Origin of the sequence: Methylosinus sp. KRF6 (assembly GCF_018887255.1) — a bacterium.
GTDB classification, from domain to species: Bacteria; Pseudomonadota; Alphaproteobacteria; order Rhizobiales; family Beijerinckiaceae; genus Methylosinus; species Methylosinus sporium.
Genome location: NZ_JAHLJF010000001.1, coordinates 25343 through 51591 on the forward strand (window position 1 = coordinate 25343; position 26249 = coordinate 51591).

At 63.5% G+C, this 26249-nt stretch carries 27 protein-coding genes; 9 read left to right on the top strand and 18 right to left on the bottom strand.

All coding sequences use genetic code 11. The features are described from left to right. Positions 1-57 precede the first annotated feature (57 nt). The 11 genes from KP010_RS00110 to KP010_RS00160 form a co-directional block, all read right to left on the bottom strand. Complete coding sequence (locus KP010_RS00110) at positions 58-2448, bottom strand: TonB-dependent receptor (protein WP_142862523.1); 2391 nt, start codon at positions 2446-2448, stop codon at positions 58-60. Between the two features lie 106 nt (positions 2449-2554). Next, entirely contained in the window at positions 2555-3424 is an 870-nt protein-coding gene (locus KP010_RS00115) for an alpha/beta fold hydrolase (protein WP_185966463.1), read from the bottom strand. A 162-nt stretch (positions 3425-3586) separates the two neighbouring features. Further along, positions 3587-4540, bottom strand: coding sequence for a LysR substrate-binding domain-containing protein (locus KP010_RS00120; RefSeq protein WP_108915932.1), 954 nt, complete (start codon positions 4538-4540; stop codon positions 3587-3589). A 104-nt stretch (positions 4541-4644) separates the two neighbouring features. Further along, a complete protein-coding gene (locus KP010_RS00125; protein WP_185966462.1) occupies positions 4645-5958 on the bottom strand; it encodes an FAD-dependent oxidoreductase in 1314 nt (437 codons plus the stop codon). A 37-nt stretch (positions 5959-5995) separates the two neighbouring features. Continuing rightward, entirely contained in the window at positions 5996-6733 is a 738-nt protein-coding gene (locus tag KP010_RS00130; RefSeq protein ID WP_142862520.1) for an enoyl-CoA hydratase-related protein, read from the bottom strand. Then, positions 6730-7863, bottom strand: a complete 1134-nt coding sequence (locus KP010_RS23165) for a zinc-binding dehydrogenase (protein ID WP_142862519.1) — start codon at positions 7861-7863, stop codon at positions 6730-6732. The genes KP010_RS00130 and KP010_RS23165 overlap by 4 nt, the downstream gene beginning before the upstream one ends. Beyond that, positions 7809-8624, bottom strand: coding sequence for an ABC transporter permease (locus KP010_RS00140; RefSeq protein WP_108915936.1), 816 nt, complete (start codon positions 8622-8624; stop codon positions 7809-7811). The genes KP010_RS23165 and KP010_RS00140 overlap by 55 nt, the downstream gene beginning before the upstream one ends. Continuing rightward, entirely contained in the window at positions 8617-9405 is a 789-nt protein-coding gene (locus KP010_RS00145; RefSeq protein WP_142862518.1) for an ABC transporter ATP-binding protein, read from the bottom strand. The genes KP010_RS00140 and KP010_RS00145 overlap by 8 nt, the downstream gene beginning before the upstream one ends. A 22-nt stretch (positions 9406-9427) precedes the next feature. Continuing rightward, a complete protein-coding gene (locus tag KP010_RS00150; protein WP_142862517.1) occupies positions 9428-10429 on the bottom strand; it encodes an ABC transporter substrate-binding protein in 1002 nt (333 codons plus the stop codon). A 504-nt stretch (positions 10430-10933) separates the two neighbouring features. Next, the gene (gene thrS, locus KP010_RS00155; RefSeq protein ID WP_142862516.1) at positions 10934-12868 is read right to left on the bottom strand and encodes a threonine--tRNA ligase; all 1935 of its coding nucleotides are present in this window, start codon (positions 12866-12868) and stop codon (positions 10934-10936) included. Positions 12869-13241: 373 nt separating this feature from the next. Then, positions 13242-14096 (bottom strand): nitroreductase family protein, encoded by an 855-nt coding sequence (locus KP010_RS00160; protein ID WP_142862515.1) that lies wholly within the window; start codon positions 14094-14096, stop codon positions 13242-13244. 303 nt (positions 14097-14399) lie between these two features. On the opposite strand from KP010_RS00160, the gene rpsU reads away from it, so the two are divergent. Next, positions 14400-14639, top strand: coding sequence for a 30S ribosomal protein S21 (gene rpsU, locus KP010_RS00165; RefSeq protein ID WP_018267543.1), 240 nt, complete (start codon positions 14400-14402; stop codon positions 14637-14639). Positions 14640-14748: 109 nt separating this feature from the next. Further along, positions 14749-15624, top strand: coding sequence for a tetratricopeptide repeat protein (locus tag KP010_RS00170; RefSeq protein ID WP_142862514.1), 876 nt, complete (start codon positions 14749-14751; stop codon positions 15622-15624). A gap of 3 nt (positions 15625-15627) precedes the next feature. Here KP010_RS00170 and KP010_RS00175 read toward each other — a convergent pair whose 3' ends face one another. The 3 genes from KP010_RS00175 to KP010_RS00185 form a co-directional block, all read right to left on the bottom strand. After that, complete coding sequence (locus tag KP010_RS00175; RefSeq protein WP_142862513.1) at positions 15628-16467, bottom strand: alpha/beta hydrolase; 840 nt, start codon at positions 16465-16467, stop codon at positions 15628-15630. Positions 16468-16473: 6 nt separating this feature from the next. Further along, positions 16474-17175, bottom strand: a complete 702-nt coding sequence (locus tag KP010_RS00180) for a TerC family protein (RefSeq protein WP_108915945.1) — start codon at positions 17173-17175, stop codon at positions 16474-16476. A 101-nt stretch (positions 17176-17276) separates the two neighbouring features. Beyond that, positions 17277-17909 (bottom strand): hypothetical protein, encoded by a 633-nt coding sequence (locus tag KP010_RS00185; RefSeq protein ID WP_108915946.1) that lies wholly within the window; start codon positions 17907-17909, stop codon positions 17277-17279. A 104-nt stretch (positions 17910-18013) separates the two neighbouring features. On the opposite strand from KP010_RS00185, the gene KP010_RS00190 reads away from it, so the two are divergent. From KP010_RS00190 to KP010_RS00205, 4 genes are all read left to right on the top strand, one after another. Further along, entirely contained in the window at positions 18014-18577 is a 564-nt protein-coding gene (locus tag KP010_RS00190; RefSeq protein ID WP_185966460.1) for a DUF2975 domain-containing protein, read from the top strand. Between the two features lie 5 nt (positions 18578-18582). Continuing rightward, positions 18583-18807: a helix-turn-helix transcriptional regulator gene (locus KP010_RS00195; protein WP_024881568.1), complete on the top strand. Its 225-nt coding sequence runs from the start codon at positions 18583-18585 to the stop codon at positions 18805-18807. Positions 18808-18871: 64 nt separating this feature from the next. Continuing rightward, complete coding sequence (locus tag KP010_RS00200; protein WP_108915948.1) at positions 18872-19159, top strand: DUF1778 domain-containing protein; 288 nt, start codon at positions 18872-18874, stop codon at positions 19157-19159. Next, a complete protein-coding gene (locus KP010_RS00205) occupies positions 19156-19668 on the top strand; it encodes a GNAT family N-acetyltransferase (RefSeq protein WP_108915949.1) in 513 nt (170 codons plus the stop codon). The genes KP010_RS00200 and KP010_RS00205 overlap by 4 nt, the downstream gene beginning before the upstream one ends. Positions 19669-19671: 3 nt before the next feature. Here KP010_RS00205 and KP010_RS00210 read toward each other — a convergent pair whose 3' ends face one another. Continuing rightward, positions 19672-20427, bottom strand: a complete 756-nt coding sequence (locus KP010_RS00210) for a GyrI-like domain-containing protein (RefSeq protein WP_142862511.1) — start codon at positions 20425-20427, stop codon at positions 19672-19674. Positions 20428-20517: 90 nt separating this feature from the next. Between KP010_RS00210 and dapF the strand changes: the two genes are divergently transcribed. The 3 genes from dapF to KP010_RS00225 all read left to right on the top strand — a co-directional run bounded on the left by dapF (position 20518) and on the right by KP010_RS00225 (position 23985). Beyond that, complete coding sequence (dapF, locus tag KP010_RS00215) at positions 20518-21384, top strand: diaminopimelate epimerase (RefSeq protein WP_142862549.1); 867 nt, start codon at positions 20518-20520, stop codon at positions 21382-21384. Beyond that, positions 21381-22541, top strand: a complete 1161-nt coding sequence (locus tag KP010_RS00220) for a MiaB/RimO family radical SAM methylthiotransferase (protein ID WP_142862510.1) — start codon at positions 21381-21383, stop codon at positions 22539-22541. Before dapF ends, KP010_RS00220 begins: the two co-directional genes overlap by 4 nt. A 226-nt stretch (positions 22542-22767) precedes the next feature. Continuing rightward, positions 22768-23985, top strand: coding sequence for an RNA ligase (locus KP010_RS00225; protein WP_216280275.1), 1218 nt, complete (start codon positions 22768-22770; stop codon positions 23983-23985). Positions 23986-24062: 77 nt separating this feature from the next. On the opposite strand, the gene KP010_RS00230 is transcribed toward KP010_RS00225, so the two are convergent. The 3 genes from KP010_RS00230 to KP010_RS00240 all read right to left on the bottom strand — a co-directional run bounded on the left by KP010_RS00230 (position 24063) and on the right by KP010_RS00240 (position 26130). Further along, positions 24063-24578 (bottom strand): GNAT family N-acetyltransferase, encoded by a 516-nt coding sequence (locus KP010_RS00230; protein WP_206605350.1) that lies wholly within the window; start codon positions 24576-24578, stop codon positions 24063-24065. After that, the gene (locus KP010_RS00235) at positions 24566-24874 is read right to left on the bottom strand and encodes a DUF1778 domain-containing protein (protein WP_142862508.1); all 309 of its coding nucleotides are present in this window, start codon (positions 24872-24874) and stop codon (positions 24566-24568) included. The genes KP010_RS00230 and KP010_RS00235 overlap by 13 nt, the downstream gene beginning before the upstream one ends. A gap of 71 nt (positions 24875-24945) precedes the next feature. Next, entirely contained in the window at positions 24946-26130 is a 1185-nt protein-coding gene (locus tag KP010_RS00240) for a sorbosone dehydrogenase family protein (RefSeq protein WP_142862507.1), read from the bottom strand. Positions 26131-26249: the final 119 nt, after the last annotated feature.

Consider the following 26249-nt stretch of genomic DNA (forward strand, 5'->3'; position numbering starts at 1 on the left):
CTCGAAGCGATTACGAACATGGCCTCGGGGACGAAGAGTCGCACATCGGCGTCGCGTTCAAAATTTCGCTTTCAGCGTGAATCCGGCCATGATCGGATCAGCAGGCGTGCCAATCACTCCGCCAGCGGTAAAATTCGGCGACACGGTGGTGAAGTAGTGCTTGTTGGTCACATTGTGGACCCACCCCGACAAATCGACGCTTTCATCGTCGAGCCGAATTCCGGCGTGCAGATTGAGCAGGCCGTACGCGTCGATGACGCTGTAGATCGAATCGTCTGGAACCGAGAAGAATTTGGTTTGGTAGGAGAAGTCGGCTCCGAAATAGGCGATCACCGATCTTTCGATCGGATCGAGCACGCGTCCGATATCGTGTGCATATTCGCCGCCGGCGGCGAGAGCCCATCGCGGCGTCAGGGAGATCGGGCGGCCGGTCAGGCTGCAAGAGCTCGAGAATGCGAGTTCGAATCGGCAAGGCGCATTTTCAAACGAGTCGTAATAGGTGTGATCGTAGGTGACCGAGCCATAGGTCGTCAGCCCCTCGATGAGGTTTGCCCGCAGATCGAGCTCGAACCCTCGGGAGATCGCCCTCTTGGCGTTGGAAAGATAGGTGATCGGCCGAGCGCCAGACGTATCGGTGACGTTGGTGATATAATTCCGGTCGACCATGATGAAGGCTGCAATGTTCGCGAGCAGTCGATGATCGAAGAAATCGGTCTTCAACCCGATTTCAAAGTCGTCCAATTCCTCGGGCCGCACCGTCGTGGCGGCTGTTGTCGGAAGGTTGGCGACGGGATTTGGACCGCCGGCGCGTCCTCCACGCGCGTAGGTCGCATAGGCGAGCGCGTCGGGCGAAATCTTATAGGAGGCGGAGGCGAGAGCGGAAATCAATCCTTGTCGTGTCGTGGCGTAGAATTCACGATCTGCGCCGATCAATCCAATTCGCGCGGATCGCGCGGTGGCTTGTTGCGCCGCGGTCAGCCCGTCGAGGCTGTTGGCGGCAAACTGGTACTGTCGAAATAATGTGCTCTTCGCGGTATAAGAGTAGCGAAGACCGAAGGTGAAATCGAGATCCGGCGTCACATGCCAGACGGCTCGCGCATAAGGCGCGATAACATGACTGACTGGATTGTCGTAGGACTTGGAGGCGAGGTTGTTGAGCGCGATATCGTTCAAGGCCTGGGGATTCGCCGCCGAGCCGTACCATGCGCCCGCAGCTGGGCCATAGCTCGAATATCCCCAGTCATAGAGCTGCTCGAATAGATAGAAGAGGCCTGCGGTTCCCTCGATGGGGCCGTTGGCGGGCGTCGATACTTTGAACTCCTGCTGCAGAGATCTTTCAGCGATTTGATTGTTCGAGTTGGTCGTCCGCACCGGAGCGAGAGCGCTGCTCGTCTGGTTCAGCGGATCGAAGCTCCACCCTCGGAAAGACGTGACCGAGGAAAATTCGTAGCCGCCGAGCTTGTAGTCGATCACAGCGGCCACTCCATAGCTCTGCTGCGTGTTCTGCAGATAGCCGGAAATATCGCCCTTGTAGCTGTCTATATTGTAGAACGATGTCGGCGCATAGTTCAGCCTCGCCAGGCGGGCGTAGAGATTGTTCGGAACCGCCGCGCCATTGGCGTAATTCGCGACAACGCCGTTCAGCACATTCGGGCAACACGCCTGATTGACACGCGAATAGTCGGCGATCAGACGTACGCTGAGGTCGTTCGTCGGCTGGAACAGGATCTGCGCGCGAAAGCTCTTGTTGTGCCAGTCATTGTATTTTTGGCCGCTGTAATAGCTGTAGACGTATCCGTCGCGATCGGCGCTGACGAATGACAAGCGGAACGCCAACTTGTCGCTGTCGGCGATCGCACCTGTCGCCGATCCGCGAACCTGAATGTTGCCGTAGCTTCCATGAGTGACTTCGAGCTTTCGTTGTGTGTCGAAGCTCGGCGACGCCGTGTTGAGATAGACGGCGCCGCCCGTCGAATCCATCCCGCCTCTCGTTCCTTGTGGCCCTTTTAAAACGTCGACGCCAACGAGATCGGGAATATCGAATATCGCTTGGCCTGGCCGAGGTTGCAATATGCCGTCGACATAGACCGGCACGCCGCCGAAGATTCCGTCGGTGGCGACGGAGGTCGACGAACCGAACCCGCGAATATTGACAGTCAATGAGCGAACGTCGGCGAAGCGGATCTGCAAGCTCGGCTCGAGCTTTTGCGCCTGCAGAAGATTGCTGATCTGCAACGCGTCGATCTGCTGCTTCGTGATGACGGTCGCGGCCTGCGGCGTCGTTTGGAATGCGGTCGCTTGACGCTCGGACACGTCGGCGGTCGATTTCGGCGCGCCGACCACCACATCTGGAACGCGCGCCTCCTCGGAAGGAAGCGTCTGCGCGACGCTGGTGACAGTGAAGGGGAGGCAAAGCGGAATAGCGGCGATAAGCGATTTTCTCATCATTCCCACTTTCTGACGCAAACATCGTAAAACAACGCTACAGATTACGTAAACGCTCAGGCAACGCTGATTCTTCTTATGAGTGGCATATCGAAAACGGTGGATGCTTTCATCCACGCGGAAAGACGCGTTCCGCAAAGCTCAGCAGCTGCGCGTTGAACGCCGGCGCGTCCTCGTAGAACGGTGAATGGCCGACATCGGGCAGCTCGAGGAAGGTTGCGCCGCGAATATGTTCGGCGGAGGCGCGCGACGCGCGCGGGTCACAATGGCGATCTTTCTCGCCGACGATGAACGCGAGCGGCAAAGAGAGCGAGGCGATGAAGTCATGGGGCTGCTGTGGTCGTCCAACGATCAGCCTTCGAACGGACGGCGGCTGTGTCATATTATAGGCGAGCATCTGCGCGAACTCCTCCGGCGAGGGCGGCGTTGCGAAGCAGCTCGAAAGAAAGGCGATCGTTCCGGCGATATTAGTGGATAGATCGTCTTCGAGCATCAGCGGTAGGCTCGCGGCCGAAGCCGCGCTCGTCCATTCGCTGCTTCGGCGCCACGACGATCCCACCAATTGCGCGCCGGCGAGGCTCTCGTCGCCATATTCTTTGAGGTAGTCCCAAACGACGCGGCCTCCGAATGACCAGGCGACAAGAATTGGCCGCGCCGCGCCGACCGCAGCGGCGACGGCGCGTAGATCATGCGCCCAGAGCCGATTGTCGTGGTAAGCGTTACGATCGAGAGGTTTGTCCGACGCCCCGTGACCGCGAAGATCATAGGTGATCAGATGATATTTTTCCGCGAGACGTTCGTCTCGTACTTGCCGGATGAAGGCGAGACTGCTCTGCGCGAAGCCATGGACAAAGATGATCGGCGGTCCTCGGCGATTGCCCCACCGCCGCACGACGATTTGCACGCCGTCCGAGCTCACGACATGCGATTTGTCATATTCGAATGGTCGAGGACAAAGACTCGGATAAGCGCTGGTCATGGCCATGAATCGATAGAGGTCCCGCAATCGGATCTCGCCGGGATATCCCTCCTCGGCGACACGCTCACGCTCGAGGAATCTGAGGCGATCATATGATTTTGGAAATACGGAATTCGGTTATTCGTCGAATAGCCGAATCGGCATGGTCGGCTTTCCGCGTAGTCAATCCGAGCCAGAATTATCTCCGAGCCGCTCGACGAGATAGTCTCTCAGCCGCATGGTCGGCGAGGACGGAGACGAGCGAATTGAATAGAGCGCTATCTCGACATCGGGAAGCCGCGGGAAGCCGTCGCTTTCGTCGAGACGCCGTAGTCGATCGTCGATCGTGCTCGCTTTGAACACCCCTACGCCGAGGCCTTGTCGCACGGCGGCTTCTATGCCGGAAACGTTCGAATTCACATGGGCGAGACGCCAGGGAACGCCACTTTGTTGAAGAGCGGCGATCGCCCAATGACGAAACATGCTTCCAGGCGGAGCAACCGCCAGAGGCAAGGGGGATCGCTCATGTTGATTGTGCTCGGACGATGTCGTCCACACGACCGGCTCGCGACGAAGCACCTGTCCCTGGCTCGTGCCGGCCGGCTCCATGGCGATCACAATATCGAAATGGGCGCCGATGCGTGTGAGCATCGAACTCGGCATGCCGCCATAGAGCTCGACATTGACGCGTGGATGCGAACGACAGAATGCGCCGACGAGCGGCGGCAGAATGTTGGCGACGTAATCGTCGATCGTGCCGAGGCGTACCGTGCAATCGGTTTCTTCGGCGCGGAGCGTGCGAAGCGCTTCGGCGTTGAGCGCCAACATGCGCCGCGCGTAATCGAGCATGAGATCGCCTTCGGGAGTGAGGCGAAAGCCTCTCTGCGGGCGCATGATCAGGCTGACGCCGATAATGTCTTCGAGACGTTTGATCTGCAGGCTGACGGCCGCCTGGGTTCTGTGCAGCGTTCGAGCGGCGGCAGTGAACCCGCCCTGGTCGACGACCGTCACGAACACGTGGAGAAGGTCGTTCTCGAGAATCTGATTGCGAATGACGCTGACGCCATGCGGCCGATCGTCTCGCGCCGGAGTGAGCGTCGGATTTCCGTTTCGACGAGGCTGTAAGCTCAGCGACATGCGTCAGGAACTCCCGATAGTAATCTATTATATCGATGGTTTTAATAGATTTGCAAGCCGCTTTTTTCGGCCGAAGCCCGGGACTTGGAAACGGCCCGAAGCGCTCAGGCGAGTTGCGCCAGCCCGAGATTGGCGGCCAGGCGTCGACGCAGGCGGCCGACAGGCGGGGCGTCGAACCTGCCGCCGGCCAGGTCGAAGGCGTGGGCGGCCGCGGCTCCCATCGCGATACACGGGCCCATTACGCGAATGGAGGACAGCGCGAGCGCGTCGCCATCCACACATCGGCCGACGGCGAGCAGGTTCACGACCTCGTCGTGAACCATGCAGCGAAATGGAATCGTATGAATGTGCTCCTCATCAAAGGCCTCGAAATAGATTTGGTCGAGACTATTGTGGAGCTCGATCGGCCATGCGCAATGGGCGATCGCATCCTCGAAGATCGTTCCGGCCCGCACATCGTCCGCGCTCAGCTGACAGCGACTCTTGAACCAGCGCGTCTGGCGTGCGCCGAGCGCGCCATATATGCTTACCACGGCGCGAGAAAAAGCTTCCGGAAATTCAGCCCGAAGAAAGTCGAGGGCGAGGTCCATCTTGTCGTGACCGACGGCGACCATCTCACTTGCGTGGATGGGATCGAGAGGCGTCTCTACATGCGTCATATTGACGAGCGTCTCGCCCGATCCCGGGGCGGTGAATATGAAGGCGTCGCTTCGGTCCAAGCCATAGGCGCAGCCTTTGGCGACGAGGCGCGATCGCAGGGTCGCGCGATCGATCGCCGCGAGCGCCTGCTCATCGACATTGCGAAGGATGCCGTTCTGCGATCCATAGATCGGCCCAGCGGCGGGCTCGCGCGTAGCGAGGCCGCTCATCCAGGCGACAGCGGCGTCTCCTGTCGCGTCGACGAAGGCCTCGGCTTCGATGCGCAGTATCCCGGCGCGCGTGGCCACGGAAATGGAGACTAGGCGCTCGTCTTCGACGCGAGCGTCGAACAGCGCCGCGCCGAGAAGCGGGGTAACGCTCTCGCGGCTCGTCGCCCGCTCGATCCAGCGTTGTAGAGCGACGCTGTGGTAGTGAACGACGAAAGAGTTGTGGCGGCTGCGAAGCAGCATGACGTCGCCGGTCTTCCCGAGGTCTGCGAGTATCTCGTCGGCGATGCCGAAGACGATTTGCCGTGGCGTTGGTCCATTCGCATAGAACCCGCAAAATGTGTTGATCTGCGCTGCGACGGACTGACCGCCGAGCGATCCGCCCGCCTCGACCAGAACGACCCGATGCCCGAGTCTCGCCGCTTCGAGCGCGGCGGATACGCCGGCGATTCCCGACCCCACGACGCAGAGGTCGGTCGTCAAGACGCGCGGCGGGGCGTCACGGAGATTGCGGCGAATGATCGTGCCGGCGTCAATGGCGCGTGTCGTCACAGGAGGCAAATTCCCTTGTTATCGCCGAGCCGGGCGCTCATCTGCCGACGAATTCGGGTGCGCGTCCCTCGGCCATCGCGCGTTTGCCTTCGGCTGAGTCCTGGCTCGTGCGGACCGCAGTCAGGTCGCGCGTCGTCCGTCCGAGTATCTCCGATGGGCTCTGCACGAGCACATGGTCGGTCACGAAATGCTTCATCGATTGCATGACGAGCGGAGCGCGCGTCGCGACGACGCGGGCGATTTCGAGCGCCGCTTCCAGATGCTTCCCTCGCGGCGCGAGACGGTTGACGAGTCCGGCTTCATAGGCGCGGCGCGCCGAGATCGGCTGCGACAACAGCAGAATTTCCATCGCGATCTTGTGCGGAATGCGCGCTGCGAGACCTGCGGCGAGGCCGCCCCAGGCCCCGTGCGTTCCTTCCGGATAGCAAAAGTTCGCGCTTTCGTCTGCGACGCAGAGATCCGCGAACATATTGAGAGTGAAGGCGCTGCCTCGACATTCGCCGGCGACGGCGGTGACGATGGGCTTTTTCGTAACGATTCCGATCGTCGGCATACAGCGCCAGAGCTCCGTTACCAGGACATTCGGATCGGATCCGACGGAAAAATCGTCGCCGACGCCGGTCAGCACCGCAACGCGGCCATCGGACGCGTCGAATTGGGCGAACGCCTCTTGCAGTCCACGGACGACGTCGATGTCGATGGCGTTTCGTCGCTCTCGGCGATCGATCGAAATAACGACGACATTTCCATGGGGGGCGATCGAGACAGCGGTCATGAACTTCTCTTTCGAACAACCGGCGAGAGAATGATTTTCGAGGCCCGACGCGTCCGCGCCAATTCCAAGGCCTCGACGCCGCGATCGAGCGACATGCGATGCGTGATCATATGGCGAAACCGTTCGCCTTCGGTCGCGAGGCTGTCGAGCACACGCGGCCAGACATTGCGCGGAGCGCGTTGCGTGCCTCGGATTTGATGTCTTTCGCGCACGAGGCGGGTGAGATCGAGCGAAGCCCGGCGCGGGTGTATCCCAGCGACGACGAGAACGCCTTCCTTGCGCAAGAATGTGAGGCTTTGCTGAACCACCTCCGGAACGCCGGTCGCCTCGAAAATGATATCGAATTTCTGGCTTGTGAAGCGGGACGCCAAAGCGGTTTCGAGATCGCCGTCGTTAATGTCGACAAGGTCCCAAAATCCGAGAGCGCGCAGCGTTTCGAAACGGAGGGGATCGTTCTTCCCCACGACGACGACCTCCGCGGCTTCGGCCATACGGGCGTAGAGGGCGATCGCCTGTCCGATCGTTCCGGGACCGATGACGAGCACCCGATCGCCGCGTGTCACTCCGCCTTTCAGGACGGCTTCCTGCGCAACGGTCAATGGTTCGGCGAGCGCTGCGAGCTCGTCGTCGACGCCGTTCGGCGCCTCGAGGCAATTGACGACAGGCGCAGTGATCCAAGGCGCGAAGCCGCCGTCGGCGCTGGTGCCTTTGGCTGAGCGACGCTCGCAAGATTCGGCCGCGCCGCTCAGGCAATGCGCGCAACTTCCGCATGGGGCGGAAGGGATTACGGCGACGAGCGCGCCGGGCGCCAATCCGTTTGCGTCGCCGACGACGTCGATCACGCGTCCCGCGAATTCGTGCCCGAGCGTCAGCGGAAGCAGCGGCGCCATGAATTCATAGCCGCCGCTCCATTCGAAGATATGCACGTCCGTCCCACAAACGCCGGCCGCAGTGATTTCGATGAGCGCCTCGCCTGGGCGCGGGACCGGACGGGGAACCTCGCGAAACTCGACTCCGAAGCTCGGCGCTGTTTTTTGGAGAGCTTTCATGAATGACGATCCGATGAGCGAGCGGGTCAACGCCAGCGCAAGAGCGTGCGTTCGAGCGCCGCGATCACCGCCCCTGCACATGTTCCGAGGAGAGAGATTACGAGAACGCCGGCGAGGAGCTTCTCGGAGTCCATGATGTTGCCGGCGGCGAGAATATAGGCGCCGATCCCATATTGTGCGCCGATCATCTCGGCGGCGACGAGGAGCACGAGGCCTGTGGAAACGGTAATGCGCGCGCAGGCCAACATGGCCGGGAGGGCGGATGGCAGCACGATCTTGACGATGATCGACAGCCGATCGAGTCCGAAGCTCTGGGCCATGCGTATGAAAGGACGCGGCGCGGCGTCGACGGCGGCGCATACGGACACCGCCATAGGAAAGAAAACGCCGAGCGCGATCGTCGTTATTTTGCTGGACTCCCCAATTCCGAGCCAGAGTATGAAGAGCGGCAGCAGGGCAATCTTGGGAATGGGGTATAGGGAAGAGATCGCGGCGTCGCCGATCGCTCGGCACCAGGACCAGAGTCCCATCGAGAGCCCCACGCTCAGGCCCGCGAGGCTCCCGATCGACCAGCCCAACAGCAGTCGAGTGAGCGATTGGCCGATATGGATCGCCAAATCCCCTTGCGCGAGCTCGCGATAGAGTGTCTCGAGCACGTCGACCGGCCCCGGCAGCAGCAGCGGATCGATCCGCCCCGAGGTCGATCCGGCCTGCCACGCTCCGACGAGCACAACGGCAAATGCCGGAGCGAACCACCGTTTCGGCGTGATCTCGAATCCGCCGCCCCGGAATCGCACCGTGCTCGGAACTCCGATCGCTGATGGCGTATGGGCTTCAGACATCGGCTCGTTCCAGGGACAGAAGCTCTCGATCGGCGTTGCGCGCCTCCGATCGAAGCAGATTCCAGATGTCGTTCTGCATCGCCGACAATTCGCTCGCGACATCGGGGCGGCGGCGCTCGCTTTGCGGAATTGCGACGTCGACGATTTCGCGGACGCGGCCCGGCCGTCTCGAGAGCACGACGATCCGGTCGGAAAGCCGCACCGCCTCGTCGAGATTATGGGTGACGTAGAGGATCGAAACGCGGTCTCGCAGCCACAGGGCGAGGAACTCCTCCATCAGCAGCTCGCGCGTCTGCGCGTCTACGGCGGACAAGGGCTCGTCCATGAGGAGGAAGGCTGGACGAGCGGCCAGCGCCCTGGCGATGCCGACGCGCTGTTTCATGCCGCCCGACAATTGCTTCGGATAGGCTTTCGCGAAGCCGCGCAGACCGGTTCGATCCAACACTTCCTCGATGATCTCGGCTTGCGCCTTTCGCGATAGCGGCCGACCCTCCAGCGCCAATGCGACATTGCCGGCCACGGTCCGCCACGGCAGCAGCCCGGCGTCCTGAAAAACGAAGGTGAAGGGGTTGAGGCTCGCAGCCGGCGGAACGCCGAGCGAGACAGCCGATCCTCGACTCGGCGCGATGAGGCCGCCAGCGATCGCCAGCAGAGTCGACTTTCCGCAACCAGAGGGACCGATGACAGAGACGATCTCGGATTTTCGCACCGCGAACGAGACATTGTCGAGAACGGTCAACGACCCGAAGTCGTGTCCCAATCCTCGAAGCTCCAGTTCCATTGCGTCCTCCCCGAGGCCGAATTCAAGCCGCGAAAGAGAGGTCGACGACCTGTTCGGCGTCGACGTTTCGCTTCACGAGTCCCAGGCCTTGCCAAAATCTGAGCACCTTGCGGACGTCCTCGAGGTTCAAGCCGGCGGCGGGATCGTAATAGCCGAAGGTCGAGCTGATCTGCTGCCTGGTCTGGCCCGTACGCCGAGCGACGATTTCGAGAAGCTCCTCTCGCTCACCGCTGTCGACCGGTCGGCCTCGCTCGTCGAGCCGATTGACGGCTCTATTGCTGAAGGCCATCGCACGCCGATGCGCTCGCACGAAGCGTTCCATCCCCGCACGATTGGCGGCGATGAAATCGGGGCGGGTAAACACGCCGCTTCCTTGCGTCATGTCGACTTCGGCCGTATTTCCGATGAAGACGCCGGAGCCCGCTCTGACCAACGGGTCCGCGACCGTCGAGGGAAGGATGGCCCCGTCCAGCTTTCCGGCGGCGACCGCAGAACCGACGTTCGGCAAAATCTGAAGAGGGACGAGCTCGACCTGCGACAGTGGGAAGGCGAATTTCGCAGCAATCACGCCGAACTGATAATGGAACGACGATCCGATGGTCGTTATGCCCAGGCGACGTCCCCGAATGTCTGCGAAAGAGCGCAATCCGGCGTCGTAACCGTTGCGGCTGGCCACCAGCTGATTATTGGGAAAGGCGGGATGCGGTCGACTGTCGCCGCAGACGAGTTTCAGCCCGCCTTTGGCGGCGAGGTTGAAATAAGCGGCGGTGAAGGCGGTCATGCCGACGTCGATCGAATTCGCGACGGCGGCGACGGGCAATTGGGCGGCGGCGTCGAAATATTCGACTTGGACCTTCAAGCCTTCATCTTCGAAAAAGCCTTTATCAGACGCGACAAAAAACGGCGCTGCGCTGTTCAGGCGCATCGTTCCGAGGCGCAGCACGGGAGACTCCGACCACGCGATGCCAGGCAGGGCGAGAGCGGATGCGGCGACCGCTCGGCTGAAATATCGACGATCGATCATCACCTGTTCCCTCGCGAGTGGAACGAACTAACGCGAAGAAAATCCCCACCGCAATCTCTGTTTTATTTATATCTTGCATAGTCGCGAATTATGGAAATTCATTTTCTGCGCTGGTGGTGCAAGGTCGTGAGGACCGCATAATGCAGAGCTCGCGACTTGCCGCTTTCGAAATTGTCCAATATCTCGCCATAGCATCCGTCGCCGACGGGGGACGCCCACCGCATGTGCTCGCCGTTCACGATTCCGTGCCGCCGCGCGAAATATTCATTGCGCCGGTAAACCAAATTGCCTTCGATCGCCGGCTGTCGCGCAAGCTGCGCCGGAAGCGCCGCCACCGGCCGCGGGCGAGACGCGATCTATCCCGACGACACTCTGGAGCGCATCGCGCTGCGGCAATATCGCGACGCCCGCAAATGACGCGATTTGGCGAAAGCCAATCCCGGCCTCGATCACGGCGTCTCGCGATCGCGCTGCCGCGACCGTGAGCGCCTGTCGCGAGCGGTCTTACCCCTCCTTCACATCCGGCGGCGTCGCCTCGGCGGCGAGCGCGGCCAGCGCGTCGGCAAGGGTAGCGGAACTCTGCGCCTGCGAGCCGAGACGGCGGATGGAGACCGTGCGCTCGACCGCCTCCTTCTTGCCGACGACGAGAAGCGCCGGAACCTTGGCCAGCGAATGCTCGCGGACCTTATAGGTGATCTTCTCATTGCGCAGATCGAGATCGACCGCGAGGCCGAGCTTGCGCGCCTCCGCCGCCACCTCATAGGCGTAGTCGTCGGCGTCCTGCGTGATGGTGCACACGACGATCTGCAGCGGCGAGAGCCACAGCGGCAGATGACCGGCATAATGCTCGATCAATATGCCGGTGAAGCGCTCCAGCGAGCCGAACATGGCGCGGTGAATCATCACCGGCGTCTTCTTCTCGCTGTCCGCGCCGATATAGAAGGCGCCGAAACGCCCCGGCAGATTGAAGTCCACCTGCGTCGTGCCGCATTGCCATTCGCGGCCGATGGCGTCGCGCAAAGTATATTCGAGCTTGGGCCCATAGAAAGCGCCCTCGCCCGGATTGACGCCGGTCTTCAATCCGCGCGCGGCGAGCTCCTCCAGCACCTTGTGGAGCGCCGCCTCGGCCTTGGCCCAGGCTTCATCGGAGCCGACATGCTTCTCCGGCCGCGTGGAGAGCTTCACCACGACGTCGTCGAAGCCGAAGTCCCGATAGATCGTCAGGATGAGGTCGTTGATCTTCAACGCCTCCTCCATAATCTGGTCCTCGTTGCAGAAGATATGCGCGTCGTCCTGCGTGAAGGCGCGCACGCGCATCATGCCATGCAGCGCGCCCGACGGCTCATAGCGATGCACAATGCCGAATTCGGCGATCTTCACCGGCAGGTCGCGATAGGACTTCAAGCCGTTCTTGAAGATTTGCACATGGCCGGGGCAGTTCATCGGCTTCAACGCGAAAATGCGCTCGTCCTCTGTCTTGGTGAGGAACATATTTTCGCGATAGGTCTGCCAATGGCCGGAGGTCTCCCACAAAGCGCGGTCGAGCACCTGCGGCGTGTTCACCTCGCGATAGCCCGCGGCCTTCTGGCGTCGGCGCATATAGGAGACGAGGCTCTGGAACAGCGCCCAGCCCTTCTCGTGCCAGAAGATCGTGCCCGGCCCTTCCTCCTGGAAATGGAAGAGGTCCATCTCGCGGCCCAAACGCCGATGATCGCGGCGCTCGGCCTCCTCGAGGCGATGCAGATAGGCGTCGAGGTCTTCCTGTTTCGCGAAAGCGGTTCCATAGATGCGCGAAAGCATCGGATTATTGTGGTCGCCGCGCCAATAGGCGCCCGCCACCTTCATCAGCTTGAAGGCGGTTCCGACCTTGCCGATCGACGGCAGATGCGGGCCGCGGCACAGGTCGAGCCAATGGCCCTGGCGATAGATTTTCAGATCCTCGCCGCCGGGAATGCTCTCGATCAGCTCACGCTTGAAGGCCTCGCCCTTCGCCGTAAAGTAGGTCTTGGCCTGATCGCGGCTCCAGACTTCCTTGGTGATGGCGGCGTCGCGCGCGACGATCTCGCGCATCTTCTTCTCGATGGCGGGAAGATCGTCCGGCGTGAACGGCTCGGACCGATAGAAGTCGTAATAGAAGCCGTTCTCGATCACCGGGCCGATGGTGACCTGCGTGCCGGGAAACAGCTCCTGCACCGCTTCCGCCAGAAGATGCGCGCAGTCGTGACGAATCAGCTCCAGCGCGCGCGGATCCTCGCGGCCGACGAATTCGATTTTGGCGTCGCGGTCGATCGTGTCGACGAGGTCGCGCAGCTCTCCATCGAGAGCCATGGCGACGGTGCGCTTGGCGAGGGAAGGGGAAATGCTCTTGGCGATATCGAGGCCGGAGACGCCGGGCTCGAATTGACGGGACGCCCCGTCGGGGAAGGTTACGGCGATCATATGCTCTCCTCATGCGCCCACTCGCCGATACAAGTCGGCGTAAGTCGCTTGCGGCCCGAGATGGGCCGGGGGCATTGATAAGGCAAGCATGTCGCGCTTGGCAATCGTCGGCGCGGCGCCCGCGAATCGAAAGTCCATCCCCCTCGCCCTCATGCTGAGGAGGCGGCGGAGCCGCCGTCTCGAAGCACGCGGGCGAACTCCAGAAGGCGGCGCTAACGGTTTCCTCGTCCTTCGAGACGCCCGCACCAAAGTCGGGTTTGCCCGACTTTGGCTCTTCGAATTGCCGATCTCGGGCGAGCCCGAGATCGATGCGGGTTCCTCAGGATGAGGAAACCTTCACCCGATCGTCACCGTAGAACCGCTCGAGCGCGGCTCACTTCAACGCGAATCCCAACGCCCGCAGCGCATCCTTCAGCCGGTCGCGGCCGCTGAGGCTCTCCGGGCCGCGAATGCGAGAGAGCGCCTGGCGAATCCAGCCCTGCTCGGGAAGGCCCGCCTCCTTCTGGAAATCCCGGAACTTCCCGTCATAAGTGGCGACAGCCTCGCGCTGCGCCTCGTTCCAGGCATATTGCTCGCGATGCAGAACGGCGCCCTGGCCGAGGCGCGGGCGCACGCCGCCGGCCTTGGCCGGATCGGGACGGCCGACCGCCATGCCGAAGACGGCGAAAACGCCCGGCGGCAGGTCCAGCTCCTTGGCCACCTCCTCCGGCTTGTTGCGGATCCCGCCGATATAGACCCCGCCATAGCCGAGCGATTCCAGCGCGACCAGCGCATTTTGCGCGGCGAGGCCGGCGTCGATCGCGGCGGTGAGGAACATTTCGAGATAGGGCAGCGCCGCCCCGTCGCGGCCCTGCTCCTTGCCGATATTCTCGAGCCGCGAGAGATCGGCGAGCCACAGAAGAAACAAAGGCGCGTCGCGAATATGCTGCTGATTGCCGGCGAGATCGGCGAGGCGGCTCTTGCGCGCCTCATCCTCGACGGCGACGAGGCTCCAGACCTGGAGATTGGAGGAGGTGGAGGCCGATTGCGCGGCGGCGACGACGGTCGCCAGAGTTTCGGCGGGAATTTTTTCCGGCAGATAGGCGCGAATGGACCGATGCGCGAGCAGAAGCTCCAGCGTCTCGTTCCAAACGGGCGGGGTGGGCGAATCATCGCGGCGATAGCGGGCGCGGATCGCCTCCGCGCCATCGGCCGCGCTCAATTCCCCTTTGCTGATCGGCTTGTTCATGTCGTCTCCAGAAAACGCCGCATGACGCGCGCCGTAACGCGCGCTTTGCGGCATGGTGGCGAAAGCCGCCGCAAAAATCCACCCTGGCGCCGCGGGAAAACCAGAAGCCGACGGGACGCTCCCGGCCTATCGGTTTGTACGGACAACGGCGACGCCGCCGCTGCTGCGTGTGGACAACGCCGAGCGGTTCTGTTAATTCCCCGCGCACGGGTCAGGCGCTCCGTCAGCGCCCGACCGACTATTCTCACCCGCAGCAACGTCTCCACCCGGGGCGCGCGCCGCCTCAAGAAACAGGATCGCTTCGTGCAAGTTCTCGTCCGCGACAATAATGTCGACCAGGCTCTCAAGGCGCTGAAGAAGAAGATGCAGCGCGAAGGCATTTTCCGCGAGATGAAGCTCCGCGGCCATTATGAGAAGCCCTCCGAGAAGCGGGCCCGCGAGAAGGCCGAGGCCGTGCGCCGCGCGCGCAAGCTCGCCCGCAAGAAGCTGCAGCGCGAAGGCCTGCTGCCGGTGAAAGCGAAGCCCGCCGTCGGCGGCCGCTGAGCGCGTTAAAAGCGGGCGCACCGTCGAATTCTCGCCGAATTGCCCGGTATAGATCGTCGTCATCGCGCGTTCCGCGCTTTCAGGACTTTGTTCGAGGAGGTCGGACGGAATGGAATTGCCGCTCGGCTCGGCGGTTCGCCGGACGTCCCCCGCATCTCGCCGCCGCGCGCCTCTGCGCGCGGGCGCCGCGATGCTGACTCTCCTCGCCCTCACCGGTTGCGAGACCGCCGGCGTGCTGCGGCCGCCGGGACGCGGCTTCGCCGAGACCGACGCCGCCGACCCCAGAGCCGCCAACGCCAATATCGAATCGCTCTCCGAGGTGATTCGTCGCAATCCGAGCCCGGAGGCGTACAACACGCGCGGCGTGGCGCTGGCGAAGATCGGCCAGTTTCAGGAGGCGATCGCCGATTTTTCCCAGGCGATCAAGATCGAGCCCAATAACGCCGCCGCTTTCACCAATCGGGCCCTCGCCTTCCGCCAGATCGGCCGCAACGATCAGGCGCGGCTCGATTTCGACCGCGCCGTCGACGTCAACCCCAATCACGCGCCGGCCTATATCGGCCGCGCCAATCTGCTGCGCGCGCAGGGCAATCTCGAGCAGGCGCTCGCCGATCTCGATGCGGCGATCAAGCTCAATCCCGAGAGCGCGCAGGCGTTTCACGCGCGCGGGCTGATCCATCAGAAGCGCGGCGACAATCAGCGCGCCGTCACCGATTTCGACAACGCCATCGACCGCGATCCTTTCGCGGCGGCGCCCTATCAGGCGCGCGGCGAGAGCCTCGTCACGCTCGGCAATTACGACAAGGCGATCGAGGATTTCAACGCCGCGCTCAATGTCGACAATAAGAGCGCGCCGGCCTGGGCCTGGCTCGGCCTCGCCTATGAGCGCAAGGGCAATCGCCAGAAGGCGTCCGAATCCTATCAGCGCGCTCTGGCGCTCGATCCGCAGCAGCCGATCGCGAAGCAGGGCGCCTCGCGCGGCTGAGCGTCAGTCGCTCGCCTCCATGCGACGCGGAGCCGCGAGCGTCGCATCCAGCCAGCGCGCGACGCGCGGGAACACGTCCGGCAGCCCCAGCACCAAATGCTGCCCGCCGGGCGCGAGGACGAAGGTCTTCGGCTCATTGGCGAGATCGAACAGCCGCCGCCCGAGCGCGATCGGCACCACGCCATCCTCGTCTCCATGGACGATCAGCAGCGGCATATGCACGTCGCGAATGGCGAGATCGGAGCGGAACTGATCCAGCATCAGCCAGCGCACGGGCAGAAAGCCGAAGCGCGTCTCGGCGACGTCGACGGCCGAGGAGAAAGGCGAATCGAGCGCCAGGGCCGCCGCCGCGCGCCGCGCCGCGAGCTGCGTCGCGACGCCGGACCCCAATGATTCGCCGATGATGACGAGGCGCTCCGGCTCGTAGCCGCGCGCGCGGGCCTCCGCATAGGCGGCCTCGGCGTCGCGCATGACGCCTTCTTGCGTCGGCGTTCCGCTGGAGCCCGCATAGCCGCGATAGGCGATGGCGAGAAAGCCATAGCCGGCGGAGAGGAAATTGCGGAAACGCGCGGCGCGATCCACCAGCCCGCCGGCGTTTCCGTGGAAATAGAGCAGCAGTGGCCGCCCCTCGCGCGGCGGCGCGTGCCAGGCGACGATCGTCTCGCCATCCGATGTCGAAAGCGTCAGTTCCTCGACGCCGGCGAGGCCCGCCTCATGCGGCGGGATATGACGCCTGTCCGGCAGATATTGCAGGCGTCGCTGAAACAGGCCGAGGCCCGCCATCGACAGAAAGTAAAGTCCGACGACGACGAGCAGCGTCCATTTCAGCAGCGCAAGGACCATCGGCGATCAGCCTTTGCTTTCGGCTCGGCGCCGCGCCTCGGCGCGCTCCTCGAGCTTCGACGCGACAAAGCCCGCGACGAGCACCAGAACGGCGCCGACGATAGAGGAGGCCAATTCGAAATGGGCCGGCGCGGTCCAGCCAAGCTTCGTCCAGACCGGATCGCCAGCGATGAGCTCGCCCGAAATCCAGCCGAGCAGGCCGGCGCCCGCCCAGACGAGAATGGGAAAGCGCGACAGCGCCTGCATCAGCAGGCCGGCGCCGAAGACGACGATCGGCACGGACACGGCGAGGCCGAAGACGATGAGCGGCATGGAGCCGCGCGCGGCGCCGGCGATGGCGATGACATTGTCGAGCGACATCACCGCATCGGCCATGACGATGGCCGCCACCGCGCCCCAGAGGTCCTCTTTCGCGTCGACGTGATGCTCGGTCTCGTCGATGAGCAGCTTGGTGGCGACGCCGAGCAGCAAGAGCCCGCCGATCGCCTTGAGCGCCGGAATGGCCATGAGCTGTATGACGACGAAGGCGAAGGCGATGCGCAGCGTCACGCCGCCGGCCGCGCCCAGAATTATGCCCCATCGCCGTTGCTGTTTCGGGAGCTTGTGACAGGCGAGAGCGATGAGAATCGCATTGTCGCCCGAAAGAAGCAGATCGATCCAGATGATTTCGAAGATTTCGAAGCCGACGGAAAGCTCGTCGCCGTTCATTGACTTGGATTTCCAACCCTGCCCGTGGGCAGCATGGGCGCGATCATATCGCGCGGAAGGGGGAGAAGGCCAGCGAGATCGGACGGCGGCGGAGCTTTGCGCTATCGCCGCGTCTTGGCCGCGACATTGGCGGGCGCGGCGGCGCAGGGCGGCATGAAGTCGGCGAGCTTTTTCTCGTCCGCGCCGGGCCGGTGCGCGTCATGGCCGATCAGCAGCGGCAGCCAGCCGAGCGCATCATCCGTATGCACATAGACGTCGAAAATCACCGCCCCGGCGGGGATTTCCGCGCGGCGACAGAACAGCCCGCCGTCGAGCTCGAGCGAACCGTGGGCTTTCGCGCCGCTCTCGCGCCAGCGCATTCCTTCCTCCTGCGCGGCGCGGATAGCGGCGAGATCCCGCCTGTCGGCCTCGAAAACCACGAGCCCGCCGCTCAGCGTCGATTCGAGGCCGGCGAGAATGGGCCCGTCTTCGGCCCTCGCGCCGGAGACGAGGCGAATCGTCAGCACGCGCTTGGCCGCCTCCTCGCCCTCCCGCCAATAGGCGACGACGACCCGCGCGCTCGTCGGCGTCGGCTCCAGCCAATCGGGCGCGCGCAAGGCGACACGGAGCGGCGCGACGTCGGCCGTCGAGAGATCGAAGGAGCGCAGCTTCCACTGCGTGGAGAGCGGAACGCCGTTGCAGGCCGAAAGAAAAAGAGCAGAGGCGAGCGCGAGAGACGGGAGGCCGCGGGTCATGAATCGCTTCCTTTTGTTCGATTATATTTTCATGTTTGACATTAAAAATAATATGTGTCAAATTGTTTCTATCGCGCATGACGCGACCAAGGAGGATGCAACCCATGACCGACGCCGTCGCTTTTCAGGACCCGCGTTTTTCCGCGCTGCGGGCGCGCATCGGCTGGATCTGCCAGACGGTCCGGGCGCTCGTCATTGTCTTCGCCGGGGCCGATCTCCTCGCGATACTGACCTTCTGGGCCGATCACGGAAAGGTCGAGCGCCATTATCGCGAGCTGCTGCAGATCGATGTTTCGGGCGCTTCACAAAGCCAATATGCGACGGCGACGGCGCTGAGCCTCTTCGTCTGGGTCTTCGCCGCCGTCATCAGCTTTTGCCTGTGGCGCGTGTTCAGCCTCTATCGCGAGGGCGGCGTCTTCTCCGCGGAGGCGGCGCTCTGGCTGCGGCGCGCCGGCGTCATCGGGCTGTTCACCGTGCTGCTGGATGTCGTCATGCGCTCGGCGATCATCCTCGCCATCGCATCGCATCTGCCGCCCGGACAGAATCATCACGGCTACATAAGGCTCGAGGATCTGCTGAACATCATCTTCCTGCTGATGCTGATCGCCATAGCGCATATCTTCAAGACCGCAGCCGACATCGCCGGCGAGCACGCGCAATTCGTGTGAGCGCCATGGCGATCGTGGTCAATCTCGACGTGATGCTCGCGCGGCGCAAAATGCGCTCGCGCGATCTCGCGCAACGCATCGGCATCGCCGAGCAGAATGTCAGCCTTTTGAAATCCGGCAAGGTGAAAGGAATTCGCTTCGATACGCTGGAGAAGATCTGCGAGGTCTTGGACTGCCAGCCGGGCGACATTCTGGAATATCGGCCGGAGGCGGAGGGAAAGGGAGGTTGATTTGTCCGGCAATCGACCGTACATAGTCGGTCGAAGATCGGAGGCGTCAAAAATCGGAGGCGTCATGGGCGCAGAAAACAACCGAACGGCGCGGCTCGAAGCGCGTCTCGCGCCCGAGGCGCTGGCCACGATCAAACGCGCCGCCGAAATCCAAGGCCGAAGCGTCAGCGATTTCGTGGTGGTCGCCGCGCAAGAAGCGGCGATTCGCACGATCGAGGAAACCCAGATCATCCGACTCTCGGTCGAAGATCAGCGCATATTCGCCGATGCGATTCTCGACCCACCCGCGCCGTCGCCCGGATTGCAGCGCGCCGCCGACGCCTATCGTCGGCTCGTCAAGGCGACGAAGTGACGGTCGAATTTCGTATCGAATCGCTGAGCTCGATCCATGACAGGGAGCGATTTTATTGCGGCGTCGAGCCGCTCGACCGCTATCTGCGCGAGCTCGCTGCACAGGATGTGAAGCGGCGCATCAGCAATTGCTTCGTCGCGCTCGACGACGTCGGCGCCATCGCGGGCTATTACACTTTCGCCGCGGCCAGCCTGCCGCTCACCGAGCTGCCGCCCGCGATCGTGAGAAAGCTGCCGCGCTACGGCGTGGTTCCCGCCGGACTGATCGGCAGGCTTGCGGTCGATGTGAAATTTCGACGGCGAGGCCTCGCCGGCGCAATGGTCATGGACGCCGTCGTGCGAGCGGCGAGGGCCGATCCCGCGATATTCGCGATCGTCGTGGAGGCGAAGGACGAAAGCGCCGAGGCCTTCTATCGAAGCCTCGGTTTTCTTGCTTTCGCGGTCAGATCATCTTCCTACTTCCTGCCGATTTCGACGGCTCTGCAGGCGCTCGCAAAAGCGAAGCGATGACCCTCACTTCAAGAACACGTAGATATCCACCTCGAGCCCATCGTCGTCACTGGTCTTCAAATCGGTGAGATATTCCTCGACGAACAGATTTTTCGTGTCGAGACCCTTCTCGTCCAGAAAGGCGGTGATCGCCTCATAGGTCGAGTCGATCTCCTCATAAGGCCCGCGATGCTGGAATTTCAGCGCCTTGCCGGCCGGCGACGCGCCGGCCTCGACACCGTGCTCGAACTTGGCCTTGGTCTCGGGCGAGCGCGTCAGCGGCAGCATGGCCTCGAAATGAAAGCCATTGTCATCCGTCTCGGTGAAGGCGACCAGCGGACGGCCGTCCACGGTGAGGCCAGCCTTGGAGGCGGCGATGCGCAGATTGGCGACGGCCTCGGAAAGCGTCTTGAGTCCGTCCGCCCATGTGCCCTGCCCGCGCAATTTGACGACGGGACGGGCGATGATATCGATCGCCTGACCGGCGATAGCGTCGGCTTGCGCCTGCGCCTGCGCCTCCGCCTCGGCCGGAGAAGGCTCGTTGAGGTCCAGCGTCGGCTTCGGCGCGACGGGGCTGTCCGGCGCGGCGGGCGCGGGCTTTTGCGGCGTCTCCGCCGCGACCTGCGCGCTCGGCGCCAGAACGACGGCGGTGGGGGTGGGCGAGGTGGATGTCGCGCCGAAAAAGGCTCCCGCGACGACGGCGAGAACAGCCAGCCCCGCGACAAAGGGCCAAGCCCGCTTCAATCTCTGCGTGACGCCCTCACCGCTCGAATTGCTCATCGGTCTGGTCCTCTTGGAAAGCGCAGGCGCCGGCCATAGCGTCGCGATTCGATTCTCTATATACGCCTGTAACAGGAAATGAACGGCATGATGACCAGTCCGCTCGCCGGCCTCCCGATCTTTCGCATGAACGGGATCGGCAATGAAATTCTCGTTCTCGACTTGCGCCGCGCCGGCCTCGAGGTCGCGCCCGCCGAGGCGCGCGCCATCGCCCGCGCCCCCGGCCTGCGCTTCGACCAGCTCATGGTCCTGCAGACGCCGCGCCATGCTGGCGCCAACGCCTTCATGCGCATCTACAATACCGACGGCTCGCTCTCCGCCGCCTGCGGCAATGGCACGCGCTGCGTCGCCTATGTGCTCGGCCGCGCCGGCGAAGGCGAGACGCTGACGCTGGAGACCGACGCCGGCCCGGTGCGCACATGGCGCGCCGGCGAGACGCGCTTTGCCGTCGATATGGGCGCCCCGCGTCTCGGCTGGCGGGAGATCCCGCTCGCCGAGGAAGCGCCCGATACGAGAAATGTGACGCTTGCGCCGGAAATCCAGGGGGCGCCCGCCGCCTTTTCGGCGGTCAATATGGGCAATCCTCACGCGGTCTTCTTCGTCGACGACCCGCTGTCTATGGATCTCGCGACGCTCGGGCCGCAGCTCGAGCATCACAAGCTCTTTCCCGAGCGCGCCAATATCTCCTTCGCCAAGATCATCACGCCGGACGAGATTTTGCTGCGCGTATGGGAGCGCGGCACGGGCGAGACGCGGGCCTGCGGCTCGGCCGCCTGCGCGACGCTGGTGGCGGCCGCCCGAAGCGGCCTTTCAGCCCGCGAGGCGCGCGTGCGCCTGCCCGGCGGCGAGCTCGTCATCGCCTGGGGGGCGGACGATCATGTGCTGATGACCGGCGACGTCGAGCTCGAATTCGAGACGGCGCTGGAAGCGCGCTATTTCGCCGAGCCGGAATCGTGACCGCCGCGGTCGACATCGTCACCTTCGGCTGCCGTCTCAATTACGTCGATTCCGAGCGGCTGCTGCACGAGGCGCGCGCCGGCGCGCAAAGCGAGCGCGTCATCGTCAATACTTGCGCCGTGACGGCCGAGGCGACGCGCCAGGCGCGCCAGGCGATCCGCCGCCTGAAGCGCGAGCGGCCGACGGCCGAGATCGTGGTCGCCGGCTGCGCGGCGCGCATCGACCCGCAGAGCTTCGCCACGATGGATGGCGTCACGCGCGTGCTGACCGAGCCGGGCGAGACGCGCGCCGAAAGCGCCGCCGAAGGGCAGACGCGCGCCTTTCTCGCCGTGCAGAACGGCTGCGACCATAGCTGCACTTTCTGCATCATCCCCTTGGGCCGCGGCCCCTCGCGCTCCATCGCGCCGGGCGAGGTCGTCGCCGAGGCGCGCCGCCTCATCGAGAGCGGCAAGCGCGAGATCGTGCTGACCGGCGTCGATCTGACGAGCTACGCCGCCGAGGGCGTTACGCTGGGCGGCCTCGTGCGCAAGCTGCTGCGAGAATTGCCGCAGCTAGAGCGGCTGCGACTCTCCTCCATCGACTGCATAGAGGCGGACGCCGCGCTTTTCGATTGCATGGCCGCCGAGCCGCGCCTGATGCCGCATCTGCATCTCTCGCTGCAATCGGGCGACGATCTCATTCTGAAGCGCATGAAGCGCCGCCATTCGCGCACCGACGCCATTCGTCTTTGCGCCGAGCTGCGCGAGGCGCGGCCGGACATCGTCTTCGGCGCCGATTTCATCACCGGCTTTCCCACCGAGACCGAAGACATGTTCGCCCGCACGCTCGCTCTCGTCGAGCAGTGCGGGCTGACGCATCTGCATGTCTTCCCCTATTCGCCGCGTCCCGGAACGCCGGCGGCGCTGATGCCTCGAGTGAATGGCGCATTGGCGAAGGAGCGCGCCGCCCGCCTGCGCGCGGCCGGAGAAGCGGCGCTCATCCGCCATCTCGACGCGCAGATCGGCAAGACATTGCGCGTGCTGACGGAAAAAGGCGGCATGGCCCGCGCCGACGATTTCACGCTCATTCGCACGCCCGGCGCGGAAGCGGGGCGGATGCTGGAAATGCGCGTGACGGGGCATGACGGGAAGGCGTTGAACGGCGTCTTCATCGCCTGAGCGTCATCGCGCGGAGCAACGAAGCCTCTTGCTTTTCGCGCATGACAGGCGTATCGCGCCGCGCATGAGCGACATGCGCAATTTTGCCCGCATTCAGAAAAACGCCCCGCACTGCGGTGGCGGCGTGGGCCTGCGCACGCTCGGCAACCTGCTTTTCACATGATTTGTTAGTCCGGCCTTCTTCAGCGTTCGGCCCGCTGCGGCGGCCGGGCGCGGAGAGTGACCCATGAAATACGCTTTTCCTCTCATTCGGCATCTCGACGATATCGACAGGCATCGCGACGCCGGCCTCATGCATGAGGCGTTCAAGCGCGGCGAACGTCACAATGGCACGATCGTCTATGACTACGCCTATATGGACAATGAGGTTTTTCCGCCGATCGGCGCGACGCAATTCGCGGCGCTGGCGCGCGAGCTGCGCGGCCTGACCTTCGACGCGAAGAACAGCGCGCTGCTGTCGCGTCCCTATCAGAAATTCTTCAACGCCGGCGAACGCGAGGAGACGCTGGCGACGAATCTGCCGCTCGCCGATCGCCATCTCGTGCTGGAAAAGCTCGACGGCTCGATGATTCATGCTTTCATCCGGCCCGATGGCGCGCTCGCCTTCGCGACGCGTTGGGGCGTGAGCGACATAGCGCGCCAGGCGCTCGCCTGGTACGAAACGCAAGATGGAGACGGCGCCGGGCGCGCCGCGCTGCGCGATCTCGTCGCCGCCGGGCTGACGCCGATTTTCGAATGGACGTCGCCGGAAAACATCGTCGTCGTCCGCCACGCCGCGCCGGCTCTGACGCTGACCGGCCTGCGCGAGCGCGAGACCGGCGATCATGTCGCTTACGCGCAGCTCGCCGATCATGCACGGCGGCTGCGCGTTCCGCTCGTGCGCGCTTTCGATTCGATCGCGGATTGGGACAGCTTTTCTGCGCGCGCTTTCGCGGAGACCGAGGGCGAAGGCTATGTCGTGCGCTTCGACGACGGCCATATGCTGAAGGTGAAGAATATGCTCTATGCGCGCGTTCACAAATTCAAGGCGCATCTCGCGCAGCCCAAGGACGCGGCGGAAATCATCGTCTCCGGCGCGCTGGACGATATGCTGCCGCATCTTTCCGCAGCCGAGCGGAGCAAGATCGAAGCCTATCGCGATTGCCTGCGCGCGCGTCTCTCCGCCACGGCGAGCCGATTGGCGGAGACGATCGCGCGAGCGCGCGAGGAAATCACCACGCAGGACCCGCGCGAACGTCAGAAGCTGTTCTGGACCCTCTATGCCGCGCCGCTCGGCGCGGCATTGTCGGGAAGCGCGGTGGATGTCTGGCTGGAGCGCCGCGACGCATTCGCGGCGATCGATCTGCTGGTGCTGAAGAATACGAGCGCCAATGCGCGTTTTCAGCAGATCGTGGCGGCGCTCGATCTTCCCGAGCTCGCCTTCGGCTTCGACGGCGATCAATGAGAGACGCGCTCGCGGCCGCCTTGGCGATGCCTCTGTGATTTCGCGCCGACTTATTTCGCGCCGACTTGGGCGCGGACTCACAGAGCGCTCTCGATCGTTTCGATCGGCATAAAAAACGTCCGCTCGCCGAGCTTGCAGGGAAGAAACCCGCGCCTCGTATAGAAAGGGACCGATTCCTCATCGAGCGCGTGAACGACCACGCCTCTCACGCCGATCGTCTGCGAAGCGGACAATATTCGCTTCAGCGCATCGGCGAGCAGATCGGCCCCGAGACCCTTGCCGGCATGGCCGACATCCCGCGCCAGCCTGCCGATGATGCTCACCGGGATCGGATCGGGAAGGCCATGCTTCCTGACCTTGGAAGGAATCGCCGCACGCTCGATCGCGCCCGCGGAGATGCAGTAATAGCCGATGACCTTGTCGCCCTCGCAGGCGACATAGGTTCTCGCGCTACGTCCTTCGCTCGCGGCCGCGTGCTGCTTCAGCCATTCGTTCAGCCGAGGCTTGCCGCAGTCGAAGGTCCGAAAGTCATGCTTGGTCGGATCGAGCCGCGCGGGCGCATGAAATATCGCCCCGCGCTCTACCTCTCCCACAGAGGCTTCTTCAGCAGCAGCGCTCGCAGCTCGTCATTGGGCGGCGGCGGCCGATCCAGCGCCGCCTCGAATTCCGCGAAATCTTTTTCATCGAGCACGAACAGGCGCTGATCGAGCAATATGTCGACGGCGTGGTTTCGAGCGCTTTCCGTGATGAACTCGCTGCGCGTCTTGCCGAGGAGCGAGGCGGCGGTGTCGATCAGATTGCGCGTCGTCGTCGACATGCGCACATTCACTGTGGAGTCGTGACGCTCTCTGGCCGGCGCCGCCGGCTGTTTCGACGCCTCGGTCGGCATTCGACTCTCCTCTGACGATCAGCCTATTGAAAAGCCCGTGTGTGGATAATGTCAATACAAAAGATCATTCGTCACGGCGCCTTATAAACGATTCGATAGACCGCCCCATTCTGGTCGTCCGCCACCAGCAGCGAGCCGTCCGGCAGCTCCGCCACATCCACGGGCCGGCCGAGATATTGCGGATCGCCATCGTTCCAGCCTTCCGCGAAAGGCTCGCTGACGCCGCGCTTTCCCTCCGGGCCGACGCGGGTGAACATCACGCGCGCGCCGACCGGCATCGTCCGGTCCCAGGAGCCGTGCTGCGCCGAGAAAATTCCGCCGCGATAATAGGGCGGGAAGGTCGAGCCGCGATAGAAGGTCATGCCGAGATCGGCGGCGTGCGGCGCCTCCTCCACCTCCGGAAAGACGACGCCCTGCGGCGGCGCATCGCGCGCATATTCATTCGCGCGCACATGGCCGCCGCCATACCAGGGAAAGCCGAAATGCAATCCCGGCCGCGTCGCGCGATTCAATTCGCCCGGCGGCGTGTCGTCGCCCATGCTATCCACCTGATTGTCGGTGAACCAGAGCGTCCCATCCGAAGGATCGAAATCCATGCCGACAGAATTGCGAATGCCGCGCGCAAAAACCTCGCGGCCGGAGCCGTCGCGATTCATGCGGATGATTCCGCCCATGCCGATTTTGTCGAAGAGCTCGAGCTTGTCGCGCGGCGTGACATTGTAGGGCTGGCCGAGCGACACATAGAGCTTGCCGTCCGGCCCGATGCGGCAGACGCGCGTCGTGTGATTGGCGCTCTGCTCGGCGGCGGGGATGAGCCCGCCCTGCGGCGCGAGGCCGCGCGCGTCTTTCCAGGCGAGCCGGCGCCAGTCTGTCTCCGCCGCGGGGAAGCTCGAAATGCGATTCTGCTCGACGACGAAGAGGCTTCCCTCCGCGTCGAAGCAGAGCCCATGCGGAATGACGAAAGGCGCGTCGGGGGCGAAAACATCGACCGAAGCGGCGCCCTCCCTGCCCGGCGTCAGCACATGAATGCGGTTCGCATCCGTGCCGACGAAAATGGCGGCGCCGCGCCGTCCGACAGCGAGCGTGCGCGCATGTGGAACCAGCGCATAAAGCGAGATGGAGAAGCCTTCCGGCATATGGATGCGGCTCAGATCCGCCTCTATTCGGCGGGTCTCGGCCTCCGGCGAGGGCTCCGCGCCGGCGTCGAGGATCGGCGTCGAGCAGAGGCAGAGGCAAAGGGCGATCCGGCGAATCATCGGACGGTCTCCGTGGCGGTCCCAAAAGGACCCGTCGAGAAAGATAGGGCCGCGCGCCCTTGCGGCTTGCCGATTATTTATTCCGGGTATTATTGACTTGCGTAATTTTTAATGGGTAT